Genomic DNA, 17,481 nt, shown 5'->3' with positions numbered 1-17,481 from the left:
TAAGGATCGGGAGTGGACTTGTCCAATTTGTCGAATGCCCCATATTCGTGATTGGAATGCGGCAGTGAACATCTTAGAAAAAGGATTAAGCAAGTGGCAAAATCCTAAAATAAAAAAAGCAGCCTAGAAAGGCTGCAGTCCGTTAGCAACTCGCGGACTTAAAAGGCTTTGGTAATTAGACGACCTCTATCGGCAATAGTCAAAAGACTATTGCTGGTAAGTCAAGTCCGTATCTAAGCAAGTTGGTGTTCTGGTTAGCGCAAGCTAACGAGCCACTAAGCCCTAGACTTCAGTCTAGGGTAGTTGACTTCTAAGGTCTGAAGCTGTTGTTGAATTCTTTACTATCCACAATAAATGATGGCACACTGATGAAGTGCATTGAATATATATTACCGGTTCTTGAAATACTGAAGCCATAATAATTGTAGTCGCCATCATGACGAGAACCTTGGGTGTTGAAGATGTCACCAGCGTGTTCCCATTCACGGTAAAGATTTCTGTCGCCACGTTGAGCTTCACCAGCACCGGCAAAGCCGAAGATCATTTGCTTCAAGCCAAAGTAAATGTCACGTTTCATTTCACCCATTGGCATGGTCTTTTTATTAATGGTAAAACCAGCCATGTCTTCAACGTAGTTGTCATCTAAGTTAAGGCCATTCTTCTTGCAGGCTCTAACGATTCCGGCAACATAGTGACCATTATCTTTGATACTGTGGCCGTGATCTTGATATTCTTTAGCAACATCATCAGCTAACTTTTGTGTACCTTCGCTGTAAACCCATGGACGCAAGCCAAGTTGCCCACGTGCACTGTTAATTACACGCAAAGAGAATTCAGCCAATTCCTTTTTATCTTTAGCTGAAAGATGGTCAGGATCAATCATCTTGTCATCGTCTTTGCTTTCTCCAGCTACGATACGCGAGAAGTTGTTGATCTCCATACCTTCCATAGAAGCCTTAACGAATTCAGGACTTGGGCTACCCTTATATGCATCAAGCAATGCGGAAAGAGTGTAGCCGCTTGGCATCCTGATTGCTGCTTGAGCATAAAGATTAGTTGCTGGAGCTGTATTCTTCACTGTTTTGACATTTCTAGCCAAAATCCAATAAGAGTTGGCATTAAGCTTATAAGCTGAATATTTCTTCTTGCCAATTCTTATATAACCTTTTTTGGAATAAGAATATTTTCTACTGGCGTAAGCGTAGTAATTAGTCTTTTTGCCCTTCGAAGTATAAAGTCGGACTTTCTTACTGCCTTTTACTTGTACTTTACCCTTGGTAGCAGCTTGCACAGTTTGTGGTGTGGCATATTCCGTGACTGCAGTAGCGGAAGTTAGCAAGCAAACACTGGCAAGTAAAGTCATCATTATCTTTTTGAACATATGGTTTACCTCCGTTGTTCCCTGTACACTACCAGTATCCCTTATAACTTATATGGTTATTATAGCAAAAAAGGCGCGCAACTTGAATGTAAGCGCGTGCCTTTTAGCCGTTATTAAATTGTTATTTTCGAGGCTGCTTATTAGTACCAACCGTTTGCTTGCCAGAATGACTTAGCAGCTGACCATGAACCGTAACGACTCTTTACGTAGTTGTCAGCAACTCTTTCTTGGTTGGCAGCTGAGTAGTCACCGTTCAAGTATGAAGCTGAAAGTTGGTATTTACCTACGTATTGACCGTTAGAAGCACTGTATGAGCCACCTGATTCACGGTTAGCAATCCAAGCCTTAGCACTTGCTTCTGAGCCTGATGCGTTTGAAGTGTATGATGAAGCGCTAGTATTTGAAGCAGTTTGAGTGTTTTGAGTTTGTGATTGTGCTGGAGCTTGAGTTGAAGCTTGAGTGTTTTGAGTTTGTGATTGTGCTGGAGCTTGAGTTGAAGCTTGAGCAGTAGTTTGAGTTTGGGGAGCAACTGCGTGGTAACCAATAGTTACGTACTTAGCACGAACCCATTGGTTCTTACCTAAGTCGTACCACTTGTGGCCCTTTGAATCGTAAGCAGTCTTGATAACTTTCCATGAAGTGTTGCTTGCTAAAATTTGACCAGTTGCTACTGGGTTTTCATAGTTGTTGTATACGTTGATTGAGTTATTTGAAACGTAGTTTACAGTTACTACACTTGCATCGTTTTGGACAATAGCAGCTTGTGCAGTGTTTGAACCTGCGTTGTTTGCTACTACTAAACCTGTAACTGACATAGCAGCTACTGCAATTGACTTAACTAAGATAGATTTGATTTTCAAAAAAATTCTCTCCTTAAAGTTTAAAAAGTAAATAATAAGTAACGAATTTTCACTTATTCGTCTGTCTCATTCAATTGACAAGTTATATACTACAGTGCTTTCGTTGCAGAACCATAACAGGAATATCACTCGCTTATTAAGAAAGTATTACTGAATGTGTCACCTTTGTAACATTTGTAATATTTATGTAAATTATTTTTGATGATGCAAAATGTTGTTATGTCAACGTTTTAACCCACTTTTTACTTTTTATTTGCTATGTGCAAAAGCATGTTCGCTCTTAACACTCTGAAACATTTCTGCAAAAACTATTACAGAAAAAAAGATCAATGTTATCCATTGACCTTTTTCTACCTATTAATAATGTAATTATTACCTATTTATAGAACGCGCCATTCTTGAAATAGTATGATTCAAGCCGCGAATTGTTTTACTTAATTCAAAGATAGTCTCTGTTGGAGACAACACGCCCCATGCGGCGTCCCCGATATGTTGGATATCGACATCTTGTTTTTAAGCGCAATCTCGCGAATCACGTCCTTGCCAGAACTCTCCTGACTAGTACCAATCGTACTCATTACCAAGCCATCATGTTGATGAACGATTTTGACAATCTTAATCAACTCATCGCTAGTAAATCCTGGCACAGTGCCTACTGCAGGTACCAAAATCACATCGGCTCCTGCATCGATCATTGCCTTCACAGACTCTTCATCTGCTACTGGCTCATCAACACCAGCACCATGCATTTTACCTGCAATAATCATGCCGGAGAAATTCTCTTTAGCAGTTCTGACAGCTTGCACAATCATCTTGTTGGTAACGCCGCTGCCCCTGGATAGCAGACAAAGTTAAAACCTAACTCTTCTGCGCGTCGCATTGATTCAGCCGTCGCAATTCTGCCTTTAGGCAATTCAAACTTGGCTGATTCCATTTTGACATCTGGATCAACTGGCTCCAAATTAACACCGATTGGTCTGCCAGTAAGTTCTTTCAACCTCTTGACAGTGTCTTTTGCGTCCTTAACTTCCAGACCGCTAACTTTAGGCTCAAACACATCAAATAAGTTAAGCAAAATCAGGTCCGCACCAAAGGCAGCCGCAATTTCTGACATCGTTAAGCCATCAATGGCAGGTTGAATTACTACGTTTTCGCTTAAAACGGTCCGGCCTTCGCTAGCCTTAATGCTTTGCTTAAGCTCGTCACCGTTCATTTTTAACAATTCACTAGAATTTACACTAATTAATCTTGTTATCATTATTTAGCCCTATTTTCTTCCATAAGTTGACGCTTGTTCAATGCGGACATGAATGGCATGTAAATTAAAACGTCTAATACAATATTGATCAGCTGTAAAATTGATCCTGCGATACTACCAGTTGCCAAGAATCCAGAAATAAGTGGTGGCATAGTCCAAGTAATAACAGTACCGTTACATAATGGAACTAAGCCCAAGTTCATTGCAATGTAAGTAGTAATTGCGTTGATCATTGGTGCAAGAATAAATGGAATAATCAACATCAAGTTCATAACAACTGGCAAACCAAACATGGTTGGTTCGTTAATGTTGAATAAACCAGGAACAATAGTCAATGGTGCTAAAACTTCACTTTGCTTACTTGCGCGTTTACGCCATACCAACTAACCGATGCAAAGTACCAAACCGATGGTGGCACCACCACCCATGTAAACGAAGTTGTCGATGAATGGTTGAGTAATAATGTGACCGCCGTGGGCTAAGTCCAAAGATAATTGCAACGAACAAGCCTCTACTACCTAAGTAGGTGTAAGGGAATCATTCTACAGGAACCTTGTCGCCACTCATAATACTTGGTGTCAAAATAAAGAATACTGATGCGGAAATAATATCAGCTGAAACACCATCAGTCTTACGTTGGTTGGCATAACTCCATGCAATACCAAATGCGGCAATAAGACCCATGATCCCGAAGGAACCATTAGTAATTTTAGCTAAGATTTGTGCGATGCTCACACCATGCACTGCTGTCTTGGCTAGCCAATCTGACCAACCTGGTGCAGGGAATGAGTTAATGATCATGAATAATGATCCAACGATAATTAACGGCATAGCCATTGCGATACCGTCACGAACCGCGATTAACGGTTTGAAGTTACCTATTTTAGCAGCTACAGGCATAATGTGTTTGTTAACAAACGCAGTTAAGCCCCCATATTTCTTATCAGCCATAATAATTCCTCTTCCATATACTACAAAAAACAGAGCTCTTACATTATTCTTTGATATATACCTTTGTGACACTGCAATACAATGAAAGCGCTTAATTTACCAGTATTTTTTTAAAAAGTTTTTGAGAATATTTTCATCTTTGCAGCAATTGGCTTAAGTGCTATAGTTAAGGTGTATTTTCAAATAAAAGCGAGGAATAAAAATTATGAGTAAATATGTTGTTACATTAAACGAAGAAGATTTACAAATGATCAAGGATTGTCACTCAAAGAACCCTTCAATCATGAAAGCCATGAACGAAGCTAAGAAAGTCGAAGACTAATAAAATTTTTTGGATCTCTAAATCAAAAAAGACCGAAATTCTAATCGAATTTCGATCTTTTTATTTTTGCTTATTTTTCTTTATTTTTTTATTCTTCTACTTCAGTTCCTTGCGGATCGTTATAGTTATAAACCTTTACGACGTCGCCTTTACCGTCTAAAACGACGACGTTGCCGTCATTATGTGGATAAATTAACGGATCAGAGTGCGAGCCACCATCCGTAAAGACGCGAGCAGGTTCGCCCGGATATTGCATCTTTCTCACAATACAATGATCTGGCGACAAGCGATTCATCAAGCGACCATCGTCAAACACGCCTTCTAGTCCACAAGTTGGCGTATGACCCACGACGATTGTCTTCTTGGTCTTATTATGAGCGATCTTTTTATTTAAAGTGTCGGAATACCAAAATCTTTCTCTGGCCCAGATGCGGTAAAAGTCATAATCGATCTTAAAGCCATGATCAACACTATTATATGTAGCCGGATCATTATACTTTTCATCCGGTCTTACGCCGCCGTGAACGAACACGATGTTGGGCGTTTCATACATGATCGGGCATCCCGTCAAAAAGCGATAATACCTGCTTGCGCGCAATTCTTCTGGCGTAGCAACTTCACCCGACAATTGTCTTAACGTATCACTACCACCATTAAAGAACCAGATCCCATCTTGATGTTCACGTTCATTGGCATAATTAAGCAGCATTTGTTCATGGTTGCCCAATAAAACAATGGCACCTTCACTTTTTTGTTCAATTAAATAGTCCAGCACTTCCTTTACGCTGTCGCGACCATCGATGTAATCACCACCGGTAACCAGCTGAGCATATGGGAAGTCTTTTTTGGCTTGTTCAATTAGACCCAGCGTCTCATGATTGCCATGAATATCAGAAATAAAAATATAGTTTTCCTTCACTCGATCGTCTGCCAACGTGTTGTTAATAATCTTTTGGGTCATTTTGCTCTTCTTTATTTCTTTTCTTTAATAATATAAATTGGTCTTCGCTTAACTTGCAAATATATTCGGCCAATATAGCGACCTACCAGTCCTATGCATAATAATTGTAAACCACCGATTAAGAGAATGATACAAACAAGTGATGACCAACCATTAATAGCATATTGTGGGAAAATCCAGTGCCTTACTACAATAAAAATGATGGCAAAAAATGAAACGATAAATGAAACAAAGCCTAGCCACAGAGTGATGTTTAGTGGTGCTTGAGAAAAGTCGGAAATTCCATCCATCGCATATTTGAATAGTTGCCAAATGGTCCAATCGCTCTTGCCGGCAACACGTTGCACATTGCTGTAGCTGAGGTACTTCGTGTTAAAGCCAACCCAGCTAAAAATTCCTTTTGAAAAGCGGCTGTATTCGGACATCGATAGGACTGCATCAACGACTTGGCGCGTCATCATGCGGTAGTCGCGCACGCCTGGTACCAATTTTGTCTCCGAAATTTTGTTGGCCACCTTATAAAACATGTTGCTCAGCCAGGACTTCAGCTTGCTTTCACCATTGCGGTCCACTCGGCGGCAGCCAACCATATCCCATTCTCCGGTCTTGATCAAATAATACATTTCAATCAATAATTCGGGTGGATCCTGCAGATCGGCATCCATCACGACCACCAAGTCACCAGTTGCGGCTTGCAGACCGGCATAAAGGGCCGCCTCTTTACCAAAGTTTCTCGAAAAAGAAATGTAGTGAACGTGTTCCTTATCTTCTTGTTGGATTTTTTTCAATTCTTTCAGTGTATCGTCGCTTGAACCATCATTGACAAAAATATATTCCGGCTCAACCGGTATTTTTTTGACGATCTTTTTGACCGCTGGATAAAACAGCGGCAATGATTCCTGTTCGTTATAGCAAGGAACAATAATTGATAATTTCTTCATTAATTAACGTTTTTCTTCCTTATACATTTTTATTGCATCCCGCCTTCATTCCATGCGTCTTGCAAAATCTCAGTGAAATGCTTTACTTCGTTTTCGTCAAAAATAATCAACAGACCATTTCTGACGATATCCATCTTTTCATCCCCATTGATGCTAAGTTCCAAACTAGAAATAAACAATCCTTCCTCGTCTGGTGCCTTCATTAAGACATACTTAGCTTCGTAGGGCTGAGCTTGACTATCATCCACATATTTTAAAGCAATTCTATCAAGCATTTGTTGCGAAAAGTTAAAGGTTTGGATATTATTTTAGCTTTCCTTTTTTATTACTATTTTCAATACATAATTACATTATAAGGCATAGTTTGAGCAAAGTTTCACAAAACTGACTATAATAAATGTGTGAAAAGAAGTGACTATGATGTTTAACAAAGAAAACGCAATTGATGCTTCTAAATTACACGTTGATTCTTTCAAGTATCAATCAACTGAAGATATGCCAAATGAGATCTATGAAGAATGGCAAGAAAAGCACATGAACGCCAAGCTCTTCAGTCTGCAGTTCCGCAACATCGGTCAAAGTGCTGAGTGGCAGGAAATGATCATCATCTGGGCAGATAAATTATAATAAGAACTCTAATGAAAGCCCTTAAAGGGGCTTTTTTTGACGATTTTTTAAGGGCGGTGCTAAGATTGAAGTTGAGACGATCGACGAATGAAGAAAACTTACTTATATACATTTTTAGGAATAACTTTAAACGCAATTGAAAACTCGATGACCATTGTCACTAACTTGGGGAGTATCCTTTGGCCAGCTTCCATTGTTAATATGATGCACGCATTCGGTTGGACAATGTGTGCTTCAATTTTTACTGAGGGAATTGTGATCAGCTTTTTGACCATGATTCTTGAAAGAAGAATGTCATGGAAGCAGTGGCGCAAAGAACTGATCTTTTTGACTCCTTACAGTGTACTGATGCAGGCCTTTGCGACGGTCTGGCGCTGGTGGGGTATTGATAAACTGGACTTCATCCCCCGCTTTGGCGTCGACATCTTGGGCTTACTTATTTCGTTTACAGGTTTAGCCATGTATTCTGAGTGTGCTCGGTGCTTTCACCCACATGATGCTTTGTCATCCTGTTTGAAGAGTCGCTAGAGTCCTAAGATGATGAAGCTCTTTAACATCATCGCTCCTTTGATTGTAATTGGAATTTGTTTCTTCAGGAATCACACAGTTTATGCATTGCACATCGGTACTTTGGTCGGTTTATTAATTCAGAACCGCTTCACTTCATTCTGTCAGATCGCTTATGAAAAATATTTACATGTTTAATTAAAAAAGACACGTGAAATCACCAATGTCATTAATTTAAGACATTGACACTCAATACCCTTTTTGCGTACAACAAATAAGCCTTTTTATAATATTGGAATTTTTAATTAGGCTACACAATATAAGAAGCAAACTGGTGCCTTAACTTTAATATAGCGTTTGTCTTTTCGTCCAGGTCTGACTGGCACAGTGTATCGACTGATCCTATGTAAAATTTTAAGAAAAGTAGTATCAGTTGAAGAGTATTATATTGTTTATGAATAATCCTGCAGGACATTTTAAAATTTATGATATAAGCATACTTGCAATGTCATTGTGGCACATAAGCTTGAACATTAATCTGACTGACTGTATTAAACATAATCATATGAGCATAGATTTGGCGATTCAGGTTAGTTAGAAGCACTTCCCACTCATCTTTACCTGTGTCTGGATCACTAATTCTTACTTTGCAAGCACGAAATTTCACAGTACACAGCTTTTCAAAGTCCCAGCTTACATCTTGAGTATTCTTTGAAAAGTATTTCTTGTAATGATGTCTATAATGCAGTATTAAATGTATTTTTTCGGTATTTTATGCTTCATGTAATAGCTACCTGAAATAGTCACCTTGCAAGAAATATCACGATCGCATTCACAATCAGGCAGAGCTCGAATTTCTTTCATTGCCCCTTGTCCCGTTTTAGTGCGGACAACGTAAAAACAATTATTTAGACGATTACAATTTTCAATTAAATTAAAGCTGGTATACCCACGGTCCATCATGACAATATACTGGCCAACATTTAAATGCTTAAGCAATTGTACAGCTGCAGTTTTTTCATCATAATACGACCTTTCCTAAAAACGTATTTGAAAAGACCGAAACATATAAACAAAAAGAACCGAATCAAAATAATTCGGTTCTTAAAGTCAAGCTTTAGTCAATGTCTTAACTTAATGACATTGATGCTGCTGATAAAACAGATAGTCCTGATAATAGATATGTAACTAATCGGCCTAATGCGGAATCAGGTATCATCAAATCTGAACCTGCTAGAACTATCGAATTAGATACTCCAACCAGCTCTTCAGAAAATAAAGCAATAGAAATATCTGAGAGGGATGCACTAATCAATGAAAGCAGAAGTACGGAACATCAATTAACGCTAGAAGACATCCAAAATTCAGTAGATGTTCAAACTTTGTTAAACCAAACTCATGCTTTGATGGAAATTACAAAGAATATCAGCATTAAACAATTAAGACTCACCAACATTACAGACAGAAGTAAGGTTAAGCATATGCCGATTGATAATGCTTTATTGCATACCCTTGGGAGTATTATCATTGGTAAAAATCTTGATCTGATCTTCATATTTAGAGACGGGAATGTAATATCAATGTGTCCTGAAAGTTGGCTTCAGGTTCAACAACCTGATCAATTAAAAAAGAACTTTGAATGGACGTATTCAGAATGGACGCAGCTTTGGATGAAATACGTTCCGATTATTTAAAATCAAGAATTAAACCTTTTTGTTCCAAAACAATTTTAAATATTAAGTAAATGGTTAATTAGATTCAGAGCTTTGTAATTATGTGGAGAAAAGATTATGAATAGCAATTAATCCTTTTTAACATTAGCAACTTTGACATATTTATTGTTACCAATGCGATAGAACTTTTTACCTTTGATAGTAACAATCTTATCATTATCCAGTGCTAAGATTGTGCTCTTCTTCTTTAGAACAATATGCTTGTGACCTTTCTTAATGGCCTTACCGCTCTTTGTGTAAACAAAAGCGTTATGGATCAAAACTTTGCGTTTCAAAGTATTATTAACTTTGACGTATTCATTTTCTCCAATTTGGTAGAATTTCTTACCGTTGAAGGTAAAGATTTGACCATTGTTCATAGCATGAATAGTTTTACCCAATTTAAGGACAATGTTCTTACCATTTTCTTTAAGAGTAGTAATTCCATCATTTTGATAGATATAAACATTATGAGTCAAAACAATATCAAGAGCTGGTAAAAGCTTATCAGTATCACCATTGCCTTGAATTTGTGATGAATCAGCTGAACCAGTATTACCAGTATCACTAGGGGTTTCTGGGGTTACTGGAGTTTCATCTGGAACTACAGCAATCAACGTGCTAAGTGGCATCAATGTTGTAGTCTTGCCTAAGACAACATTTCCATCGCTGTCTAGCAACTTATCAGCTTTAGACAAATCAACATCATTCAATTCAGCATTACTATCGTTAACATTAAATACTACATAAAGTGTCTTGCCATCTTCTTTGTAAGCGAAAGTAAAGATACCACCTTCACCAGCATTGACTGTCTTTACTGTCTTAGCGATTTCATCATAATTGTTCAATCTTAAGGCAGGTTGACTCTTACGTACATTAACTAATTCTTTGAAGTAGTTAACAAGATCCTGATTGTCTTTGACACGTTTCCAATTAATTTCGTTGACTTCAATTGGTGCATTGTAACTATTATTGTTACCATCTTTAGTTCTTAAAGCTTCTTGGCCGCCATAAACAAATGGCACACCTTCTGCTAACATGATCATTGACGTTGCTAATTTATCACGCTTAATAATATTAGCTTCAGATTCATCAGGTAAAGCCCACTTCAACAAGTCATACAAAGTACGGTTATCGTGACAAGCAACATAGTTGATAGTTTGACTTGGTGATTGGTATGGGTGAATCTGCCAAGTAACACCAGGAATTGCTAAGTCCTTACCGCCCAAGTAGCTGGCAATAAACTTCTTAGCATCAGCTTCATACTTTTCTTCTTTTCCATCACCGATAACCAAACCTGGAGCGTAATTTGGTTCATCAGATCTTACTGAGTTTCTAATATCATCACTGAAGAAGCCAATTGAAGGGATTTTATCTGCGTTGTATTGACCAGCACCGATCTCACGCTTGGTGGTTCTCATATCCCAGCCTTCACCATAAAGAAGCATACCAGGATCAATCTGATTTAATTCATCCCGAATATCATTCATGGTAGTAGTATCAAGCAATGACATAATATCAAAGCGGAAGCCATCAATGTTGTAGTTTTTAGCCCAGTATTTAACTGAATCCAGGATATACTTTCTCATCATCAGACGTTCACTGGCAGTATCATTACCACAACCACTATCAGCTACCATATTGTTATCATCATCGTATTCGAAGTAATAACCTGGAACTGTCTTTTGCAAGGCCTGGTCGTTTGGTGAGTATACGTGGTTGTAAACAACATCCATGATTACTCTAATACCAGCCTTGTGCAAACCGTTGATCATTTCTTTCATTTCCATGATTCTTGCGGTTGGATCAGCTGCGTTGCTTGAATAGCTTCCTTCTGGAACATTATAGTTCTTAGGATCATAACCCCAATTATAAGTTCCATCATTCTTAGTTTCATCAATACTTGCGAAGTCAAACATTGGCATAATTTGAACATGAGTAATGCCTAATGACTTCAAGTAATTCAAACCAGTGACATTGCCATCAGGAGTTATGCCTGATTCAATCATGCCTAAATATTTACCTTTATCTTTAATACCTGAGTTTGGATCACTCGTAAAGTCACGAATGCTGGTTTCATAGATAATTGCATCAGTTGGGCTTGAGAATGAAGGCATTCTATTAAAGTCATCTGGTTTAATTGCATCATAATCTTCAATAACTGAACGATCACCATTGATGGTTACTGCCTTTGAGTATGGATCATTACTTTTAGTCTCGCTACCATCACCGAAGGTTAAGCTGTAATCATATGCCCAATTCTTGTAATTACCTGGAAGAGATACTGACCAAACGCCCTTATCACCACGAGTCATGACAAATGTCTTAGTTGCAGTTGAGTCATTATCTAATGAGTCATATAAGTTCAAAACAACTTTCTTAGCTGTTGGTGCCCAAAGTTTAATTTGGGTTTGTGCTTGAGTGTAAGTTGCACCTAAATCATCGCCGCCATAGTAATATTTGGCATCGAATTCATCAGATCTGACGTATTTGCCAATATCGATAGACCTAAAGTTGTTGTAAATTCCAATTTGATTATTAGTTAAAATATCAAGATCTTTAGCTGTGGTAATCTTAAATTCTTTACTCTTGCCATCCTGATCAGCGTCAACTGCGGATACATCAACAACTTTATTATCATTCATTTGTAAGATGGCTTTAGCTTCATCTGCGGTCATCTTTTTAGCAGTCTTTATATCTACTGTATTGCGTGATTCCATTGAAGCTGAAGCTAAGCTTTCTGGTGCTAAAGCAAAGCTTGGTGTGTAGTAAGCCGTTGTATCTTTATTTACTAAATAAATATCAGTAGTTCCATCACCTGGAAGTGGAGTAAATTCTCTAGTCTCAGTATCACTACCAATTGGTGAAACATAAATCTTGCTAAATGTTTGGCCCGTCAAATCAAAGTCACCAATTTCATCATCATCGTCTTCCTTCGATAATGATACTGCCTTTTTACTTTGATCAGTATCAGTCCAGTAATTAAGACTTGTTGCATCAGTATTACCATGATAATGAACTTTTATTTTAGCTGAATTATAGCTTGGAGTTACATCCTGACTATCATCAGAACCTTCTTTGTACCAAACTTCAGCCTTACCATTATCGTCAACAGTCAATGAACGGTCGGCACCTGTACCATCTTTATCCCAGGAGTCTGTACCTTTAATCAAAACTCCTACTTTTTGTTCATCATTATCGACTGTAATGTTGGCATAATAACCATAATTATCCTGGCCGTCCCAATTATATTGAACACCAGTACTGTTTGGATTCTTGCCCCATACATAAGGTACCCATTTAGTACCATCACCTTTATAGTGAACAACAACTTTAGTTGTGTTCTTTACCGTTTCTGGATCAGATTGAGGTGTTGCAGAAGCTGAATCATTACTTTTTGCATTTGCTGCTGGTTGCGCATTATTTTGCTTAGTTGCAGTAGGTGTAGCTTGATTATCTACATCTTTTGTTTTATCTTGGTTATTAGCCGTTGCAGGATCTGTATTTTGCTGTGTTTGTTCGGTGTTATTTGCTGCTTGATTTGCGTCAACTTCAGCGGCTTTAACATTGTTAGTCCAAGTTGCACCAAGCCAAAGGCTCAAAATGGCTGATGCACAAACAAATACGCATTTACTTCTACTGTAACGGTTTTTATTTTTATTCATTATAGCTTTCTCCTATTTGAATATTTCAGAACAAGCGTATATTAAAGCGCTTTCATTAGCAATAGCGAATGTGTATGTTACCGCTAACAATTTTGATTGTTAATCTGTATTTGTACATATGAAAAACCGGATTTATTTTAATTGTTTTTATATTTCAAAAAGAAAAAGGTGGATTTATCAGCATCTAAATGAAGTGAGACCTAAAAGTGAGACACTTTTAGGTCTTTACTATGTCTAAATTTAATAAAGAACAGAAAATAGAAATTTATCGTAAATGGAAAGATGAGAATATCTCAATAAGTCAATTGTTTAAAGCATATAAAATGAACTTAGCTAATTTAGATTGATTGATATGCATGGAACGGATATTTTAAATACTGGAAAGCAGGTTTATTCTAAAAAATTTAAAGAGCAAGCAATTGAACAAGCTATCTTTGGTACTAAGTCATATGTTCAATTATCGCTAGAATTAGGCTTCAAAAGCATTGCCATGCTTAACAAATGGCTTAGATAGAGAACACAAAGAAAACGGGTATAATGTCATTATCAAACAGAAAGGACGCCCTGCCCGTGATCAAAGAGAGTCAAAAATCACGCAAGGAATTGGAGAAAGAGATCCAAAAGCTGAAAGAAGAAAACTTGCGATTGCGTATTGTGAACGAATACGTAAAAAAACTGAAGGCTTTGGATCAAGACAAAGATCGAGAGAAATAGCTAAGGCAATTACTGATCTAAGGCATGAATTTAAGGTTAGCTTGAACTATGTCTTAGATGCAATTGCAGAGCATCCAGAGCTGCCTACGATTGCCAGAAGTTCTTACTATAAAATAATTAAACGAAAGCCTAAGAAGCCCAAGCGTTCCAAACTTATTGCAAGGATCAAGGAAATATTTAATCGTCACAAAGGACGCTATGGCTATCGTCGAGTGGCACTCCAGTTAATAAAAGAAGGCTGGAATATTACTGAGAAAACAGTCCGTTACTGGATGCATAAATTGGGTCTTAAAGGTATCAGACGCAACAAGCGTAAGTATTCAAGCTACAAGGGAACTATTGGCAAGATAGCCCCTAATTTAATTCGTCGTGATTTCTTTGCACCAATGCCCAGCATGAAATGGTACACTGACATTACTGAATTTCATCTCAATGGTGAAAAGCTTTATCTATCACCTATTTTGGATGGTTGTGGAGGCGATATAGTCTCTTACACTATTTCCAAACATCCAGACATGGAGTTAGTAATGACAATGCTTGATAAGGCTTTTGCCAAGGAAACGGCTCTTAATAATTGCATCTTTCATACTGATCAGGGCTGTCAATACCAAAGTCCAAGATATCAGCGTGCTTTAAAGCTTCATGGTATTACTCAAGGCATGTCTAGAAAAGGTAATTCCATGGATGATGGGCTAATAGAAAACTTCTTTGACTTGCTCAAAACAGAAATGTTCTATGATCAAGAATACAAGTACCATAGTCTTCAAGAATTAGCTCAAGCAATCGAAGAATATATCGAATACTATAACGAAGAAAGGATAAAGAGCAGATTAAAAGGCTTAACTCCGAAAGAATATCGGAATCAAGCCTCTATTAATCCTGTATTTTAAACTGTCTAATTTTTAGGTCTCAGTTCATCATTACAGGCCTTTTTTGTTAGTACTCTGATGCTGAATGCCAGAATCGAACTGGCGACCTTCTCTTTACGAGGGAGATGCTCTACCAACTGAGCTAATTCAGCGAACCAACCACATAACACTAGAATTATACCAAAACTAGCGCCAGTTGGCAAAAAAATGCTAGGAGATGAACTCACGAATTTTAATCAACAAATCCTCAATTTCTTTCTCGCTGATCTTTCTATCTTCTTTAATAAAAGTGATAAAACTATCAACATATAAAGTGGCCAGCATATCCTGCTGGAAAGAAGTCAAAGCTTCACCAGTTATTTCCTGATACTTATCAATTAACATTTTTCTTAAATCACGCTTTAAGCAAATTCTACCAGTGTCAATCTTAAGCAAGCTCAAAACTTCCAGACGATGTTCTTTCAAATATGGCAAATTACCTTGATAAATCTTCTCCAATTTTTCCAAAGCAAAGGAGTTGTCGCCCTCTAGTCTCTCAACCAAGATTGTCTTATACACCTGGAGAAATTCCTTATTCATCTTATCAAGCAAGTCATATTTATCCACAAAATGGAGATAAAAAGTCTGACGATCAATCCCGGCTTTTCTAGCTATTTCACTAACCTTGATCTTCTCAAAAGGCTTTTCTTGCAATAAGTCTACAAATGCTTTTTTGATGTTCGCTACTGAACGAATGCTTCTTAAATCTTGTTTCATCATTACACCACAAAAGTCCCCATAACTATATCGGTTATGGAGACTCCATTCTATTCATAATAGTGTGTTAGTTTTTCAGTTAATTTATTAGTTTATTTAAATTTAGTTTGCTTTACGATAACCGAAGTAGAATTGCAAAATGGCAATGACCACGTTGACCCAGTTAACAACTAAGAACCAAGTTGCTAATGTACCAGCTGGGTGACTTACACCATAGAATACCCAGAAGCCGACAATTACGGCAACTACATTAATCCATGCGAAAGTCTTTTGCAACTTTTGGTCATCAAGTTTGAACCACATCCAAATACCATTGATTAACAGCCAAATAAGCAAAATCCAAAAAATAGCATTAAACATAAACCTATCTCTCCTTTCAATGTACGCATATATTATATTTTTCAACTAGGCTTATAAGCAATAGCCAATAAATATACAAACGTCAACTATTTGACAAAAAGAGATAAAGTGTCAATTTTTTTTGCTACTTCCAGTCTAAACAGAGACCTTGTTTGTGAAGTTCTTTTGATAATTGATCACGGTCAGTTTCGTGATTATTAAGCTTGGCACCAGTGATTTGCTTGGTGAAAGAATCGATTCTGCGGTTGGCATCCCGCAAATCGTAATAAGTAGTGACCACTTGGTCGTAGTCCTTAAGCTCCTTAACATTGAAATCTTTATTGTATTTGCCTTCAAAGCAAGTGAACTTGTATGGCAAACGTGGCTTCAATTGTGGCTTTTGATCAGGCACACCTACTTGCATCCCCAACACTGGAAAAGTCAACTCAGGCAAATCAAGCGTCTTAAGCAAATCCAACGGATGATCGTTAACCGTACCAAGTGGCACATAGCCTAAGCCCATACTTTCTACCGCATTAGCGACATTTTGAAAAGCAAGCAGCGTATCTTCCATCGCTTGGAAAAAGATATCAGTCGTGTGAACACGGCCGTCGTCTTTGTCAAGTTGCTTTCTAATTTGTTGGTTACGGTACAAGTCAACGATAAAAATAAACAAATCGCCTTCTGCACCAACATATTTTTGGTTACATAACTTTTGAATTCTCTTCTTTTCTTCAGGATCGGTAACGTGCAGTAAGCTAGCATTTTGCATAAACATGCTGGTTGGAGTTTGACCAAAAACTGAGTACAAAGTTTCCAGTTGTTCTTTAGTCAAAGTTTGATCTTTAAATTTTCTAATAGAACGGTGATTTAGTTGTGTATCGATAGTTTCGTTATGAATCATTTTCGTCCTTCTTACTATTAATTAGTAAGTCCATTATAGCAAAAATAAAGGCACACAGGAAATATACTTCTGTGTGCCTTCATGCTTATTTACCTTCATTTTCAAGATTGTTGATTGCAGTTTCAACCAATGCGTATGCTTGGTGAGCTTGGTTCTTTGCTTGAACATATTCGTTCAAGTTGTCGTCACCGTTAGTAAGCACACGTGCAAATGAGATTTGTTCAGCCATCAAGAAGTTGAATAATGAATCCCACTTCTTGTCTTCAAACTTGATTTCCTTAGCGGAAATTCTAGGCATCATTTCACGGGTAGTGTTAAATGCCTTTTCCAAAATTTGTTCATCTGCGTCGGTCAAATCACGCACATTGTATGCTTGGTGAATTTGGTGAACCTTCAAGAGTTCTTTTAACAAAGTTCTTGCTTGTGCATCTTTAGAAACTGATTGGTTAATTTTTAAAGTCATGTTACCTACTCTTTTCTTTTTTTAGTTAATATTATACCAAATTGTCTTTGACCATTTGCTTAACGCAGCGTTTCATTTCTTTGATATCAAGAATACTGTAGGCAAATTCTTTTCTGAGCAGTTCCTTGGGCAAATATTGATCGTACTTATCGATTCCCGGCACTTCATTTGGGTAAACTAATTCTAGCGGTTCAAAATCTTTTGTTGCTTCTTCACCGATAATGTGCCAAAATTCTTGTTCATCCGCATCC

16 protein-coding genes, 1 tRNA gene and 3 pseudogenes are annotated in these 17,481 nt (G+C 37.6%); 6 read left to right on the top strand and 14 right to left on the bottom strand.

Annotation, left to right across the window (positions count from 1 at the left end; genetic code table 11):
- Window positions 1-127: zinc ribbon domain-containing protein (locus WS44_RS10025; RefSeq protein ID WP_046434119.1), on the top strand; the 127-nt coding region annotated here is incomplete at its 5' end.
- A gap of 183 nt (window positions 128-310) precedes the next feature.
- Here the strand turns inward: WS44_RS10025 and WS44_RS06230 are convergent.
- The 7 genes and pseudogenes from WS44_RS06230 to WS44_RS06200 all read right to left on the bottom strand — a co-directional run bounded on the left by WS44_RS06230 (window position 311) and on the right by WS44_RS06200 (window position 6,949).
- On the bottom strand, window positions 311-1,381 hold the full coding sequence (locus WS44_RS06230; RefSeq protein ID WP_022087446.1) for an SEC10/PgrA surface exclusion domain-containing protein: 1,071 nt from the start codon (window positions 1,379-1,381) through the stop codon (window positions 311-313).
- A 140-nt stretch (window positions 1,382-1,521) separates the two neighbouring features.
- Window positions 1,522-2,241, bottom strand: coding sequence for a hypothetical protein (locus WS44_RS06225; protein WP_046433697.1), 720 nt, complete (start codon window positions 2,239-2,241; stop codon window positions 1,522-1,524).
- 372 nt (window positions 2,242-2,613) lie between these two features.
- Window positions 2,614-3,499: pseudogene (locus WS44_RS06220) on the bottom strand (haloacid dehalogenase-like hydrolase).
- Window positions 3,499-4,450 (bottom strand): annotated as a pseudogene (locus WS44_RS06215) (PTS transporter subunit EIIC). Before WS44_RS06215 ends, WS44_RS06220 begins: the two co-directional pseudogenes overlap by 1 nt.
- A 410-nt stretch (window positions 4,451-4,860) precedes the next feature.
- Window positions 4,861-5,733 (bottom strand): metallophosphoesterase family protein, encoded by an 873-nt coding sequence (locus WS44_RS06210; RefSeq protein ID WP_046433695.1) that lies wholly within the window; start codon window positions 5,731-5,733, stop codon window positions 4,861-4,863.
- Between the two features lie 11 nt (window positions 5,734-5,744).
- Entirely contained in the window at window positions 5,745-6,674 is a 930-nt protein-coding gene (locus WS44_RS06205; protein WP_013641577.1) for a glycosyltransferase family 2 protein, read from the bottom strand.
- Between the two features lie 29 nt (window positions 6,675-6,703).
- Entirely contained in the window at window positions 6,704-6,949 is a 246-nt protein-coding gene (locus WS44_RS06200) for a hypothetical protein (protein WP_013641576.1), read from the bottom strand.
- A gap of 145 nt (window positions 6,950-7,094) precedes the next feature.
- On the opposite strand from WS44_RS06200, the gene WS44_RS06195 reads away from it, so the two are divergent.
- From WS44_RS06195 to WS44_RS06180, 4 genes are all read left to right on the top strand, one after another.
- Window positions 7,095-7,301, top strand: coding sequence for a hypothetical protein (locus WS44_RS06195; protein WP_013437309.1), 207 nt, complete (start codon window positions 7,095-7,097; stop codon window positions 7,299-7,301).
- 87 nt (window positions 7,302-7,388) lie between these two features.
- Window positions 7,389-7,829: a hypothetical protein gene (locus WS44_RS06190; RefSeq protein WP_046433693.1), complete on the top strand. Its 441-nt coding sequence runs from the start codon at window positions 7,389-7,391 to the stop codon at window positions 7,827-7,829.
- 9 nt (window positions 7,830-7,838) lie between these two features.
- Window positions 7,839-8,006, top strand: a complete 168-nt coding sequence (locus WS44_RS10020; protein WP_156405814.1) for a hypothetical protein — start codon at window positions 7,839-7,841, stop codon at window positions 8,004-8,006.
- A 1,208-nt stretch (window positions 8,007-9,214) separates the two neighbouring features.
- Window positions 9,215-9,502 (top strand): hypothetical protein, encoded by a 288-nt coding sequence (locus tag WS44_RS06180; RefSeq protein ID WP_236945319.1) that lies wholly within the window; start codon window positions 9,215-9,217, stop codon window positions 9,500-9,502.
- Between the two features lie 107 nt (window positions 9,503-9,609).
- Here the strand turns inward: WS44_RS06180 and pulA are convergent, their stop codons facing one another.
- Entirely contained in the window at window positions 9,610-13,185 is a 3,576-nt protein-coding gene (gene pulA, locus WS44_RS06175; RefSeq protein ID WP_046433690.1) for a type I pullulanase, read from the bottom strand.
- Window positions 13,186-13,415: 230 nt separating this feature from the next.
- Here pulA and WS44_RS10015 point away from each other — a divergent pair.
- A pseudogene (locus tag WS44_RS10015) lies at window positions 13,416-14,789 on the top strand (IS3 family transposase).
- 58 nt (window positions 14,790-14,847) lie between these two features.
- Here the strand turns inward: WS44_RS10015 and WS44_RS06160 are convergent.
- The 6 genes from WS44_RS06160 to WS44_RS06135 all read right to left on the bottom strand — a co-directional run.
- A tRNA-Thr gene (locus WS44_RS06160) sits at window positions 14,848-14,920 on the bottom strand.
- A gap of 58 nt (window positions 14,921-14,978) precedes the next feature.
- On the bottom strand, window positions 14,979-15,524 hold the full coding sequence (locus tag WS44_RS06155) for a TetR/AcrR family transcriptional regulator (protein WP_262347185.1): 546 nt from the start codon (window positions 15,522-15,524) through the stop codon (window positions 14,979-14,981).
- Between the two features lie 102 nt (window positions 15,525-15,626).
- Entirely contained in the window at window positions 15,627-15,884 is a 258-nt protein-coding gene (locus WS44_RS06150) for a hypothetical protein (protein WP_013437302.1), read from the bottom strand.
- Between the two features lie 124 nt (window positions 15,885-16,008).
- Complete coding sequence (locus WS44_RS06145) at window positions 16,009-16,767, bottom strand: NADPH-dependent oxidoreductase (RefSeq protein ID WP_013437301.1); 759 nt, start codon at window positions 16,765-16,767, stop codon at window positions 16,009-16,011.
- An 85-nt stretch (window positions 16,768-16,852) separates the two neighbouring features.
- Entirely contained in the window at window positions 16,853-17,230 is a 378-nt protein-coding gene (locus WS44_RS06140; RefSeq protein ID WP_013641570.1) for a hypothetical protein, read from the bottom strand.
- Window positions 17,231-17,261: 31 nt separating this feature from the next.
- Window positions 17,262-17,481, bottom strand: a 220-nt coding sequence (locus WS44_RS06135; RefSeq protein ID WP_046433686.1) for a hypothetical protein, incomplete at its 5' end; no start/stop codon positions are given.

Source organism: Lactobacillus sp. N54.MGS-719 (genome assembly GCF_000980505.1).
GTDB lineage: Bacteria > Bacillota > Bacilli > Lactobacillales > Lactobacillaceae > Lactobacillus > Lactobacillus amylovorus.
The sequence above is the reverse complement of the archived record's forward strand: the minus strand, read 5'-3'. Positions and strand labels throughout refer to the sequence as shown.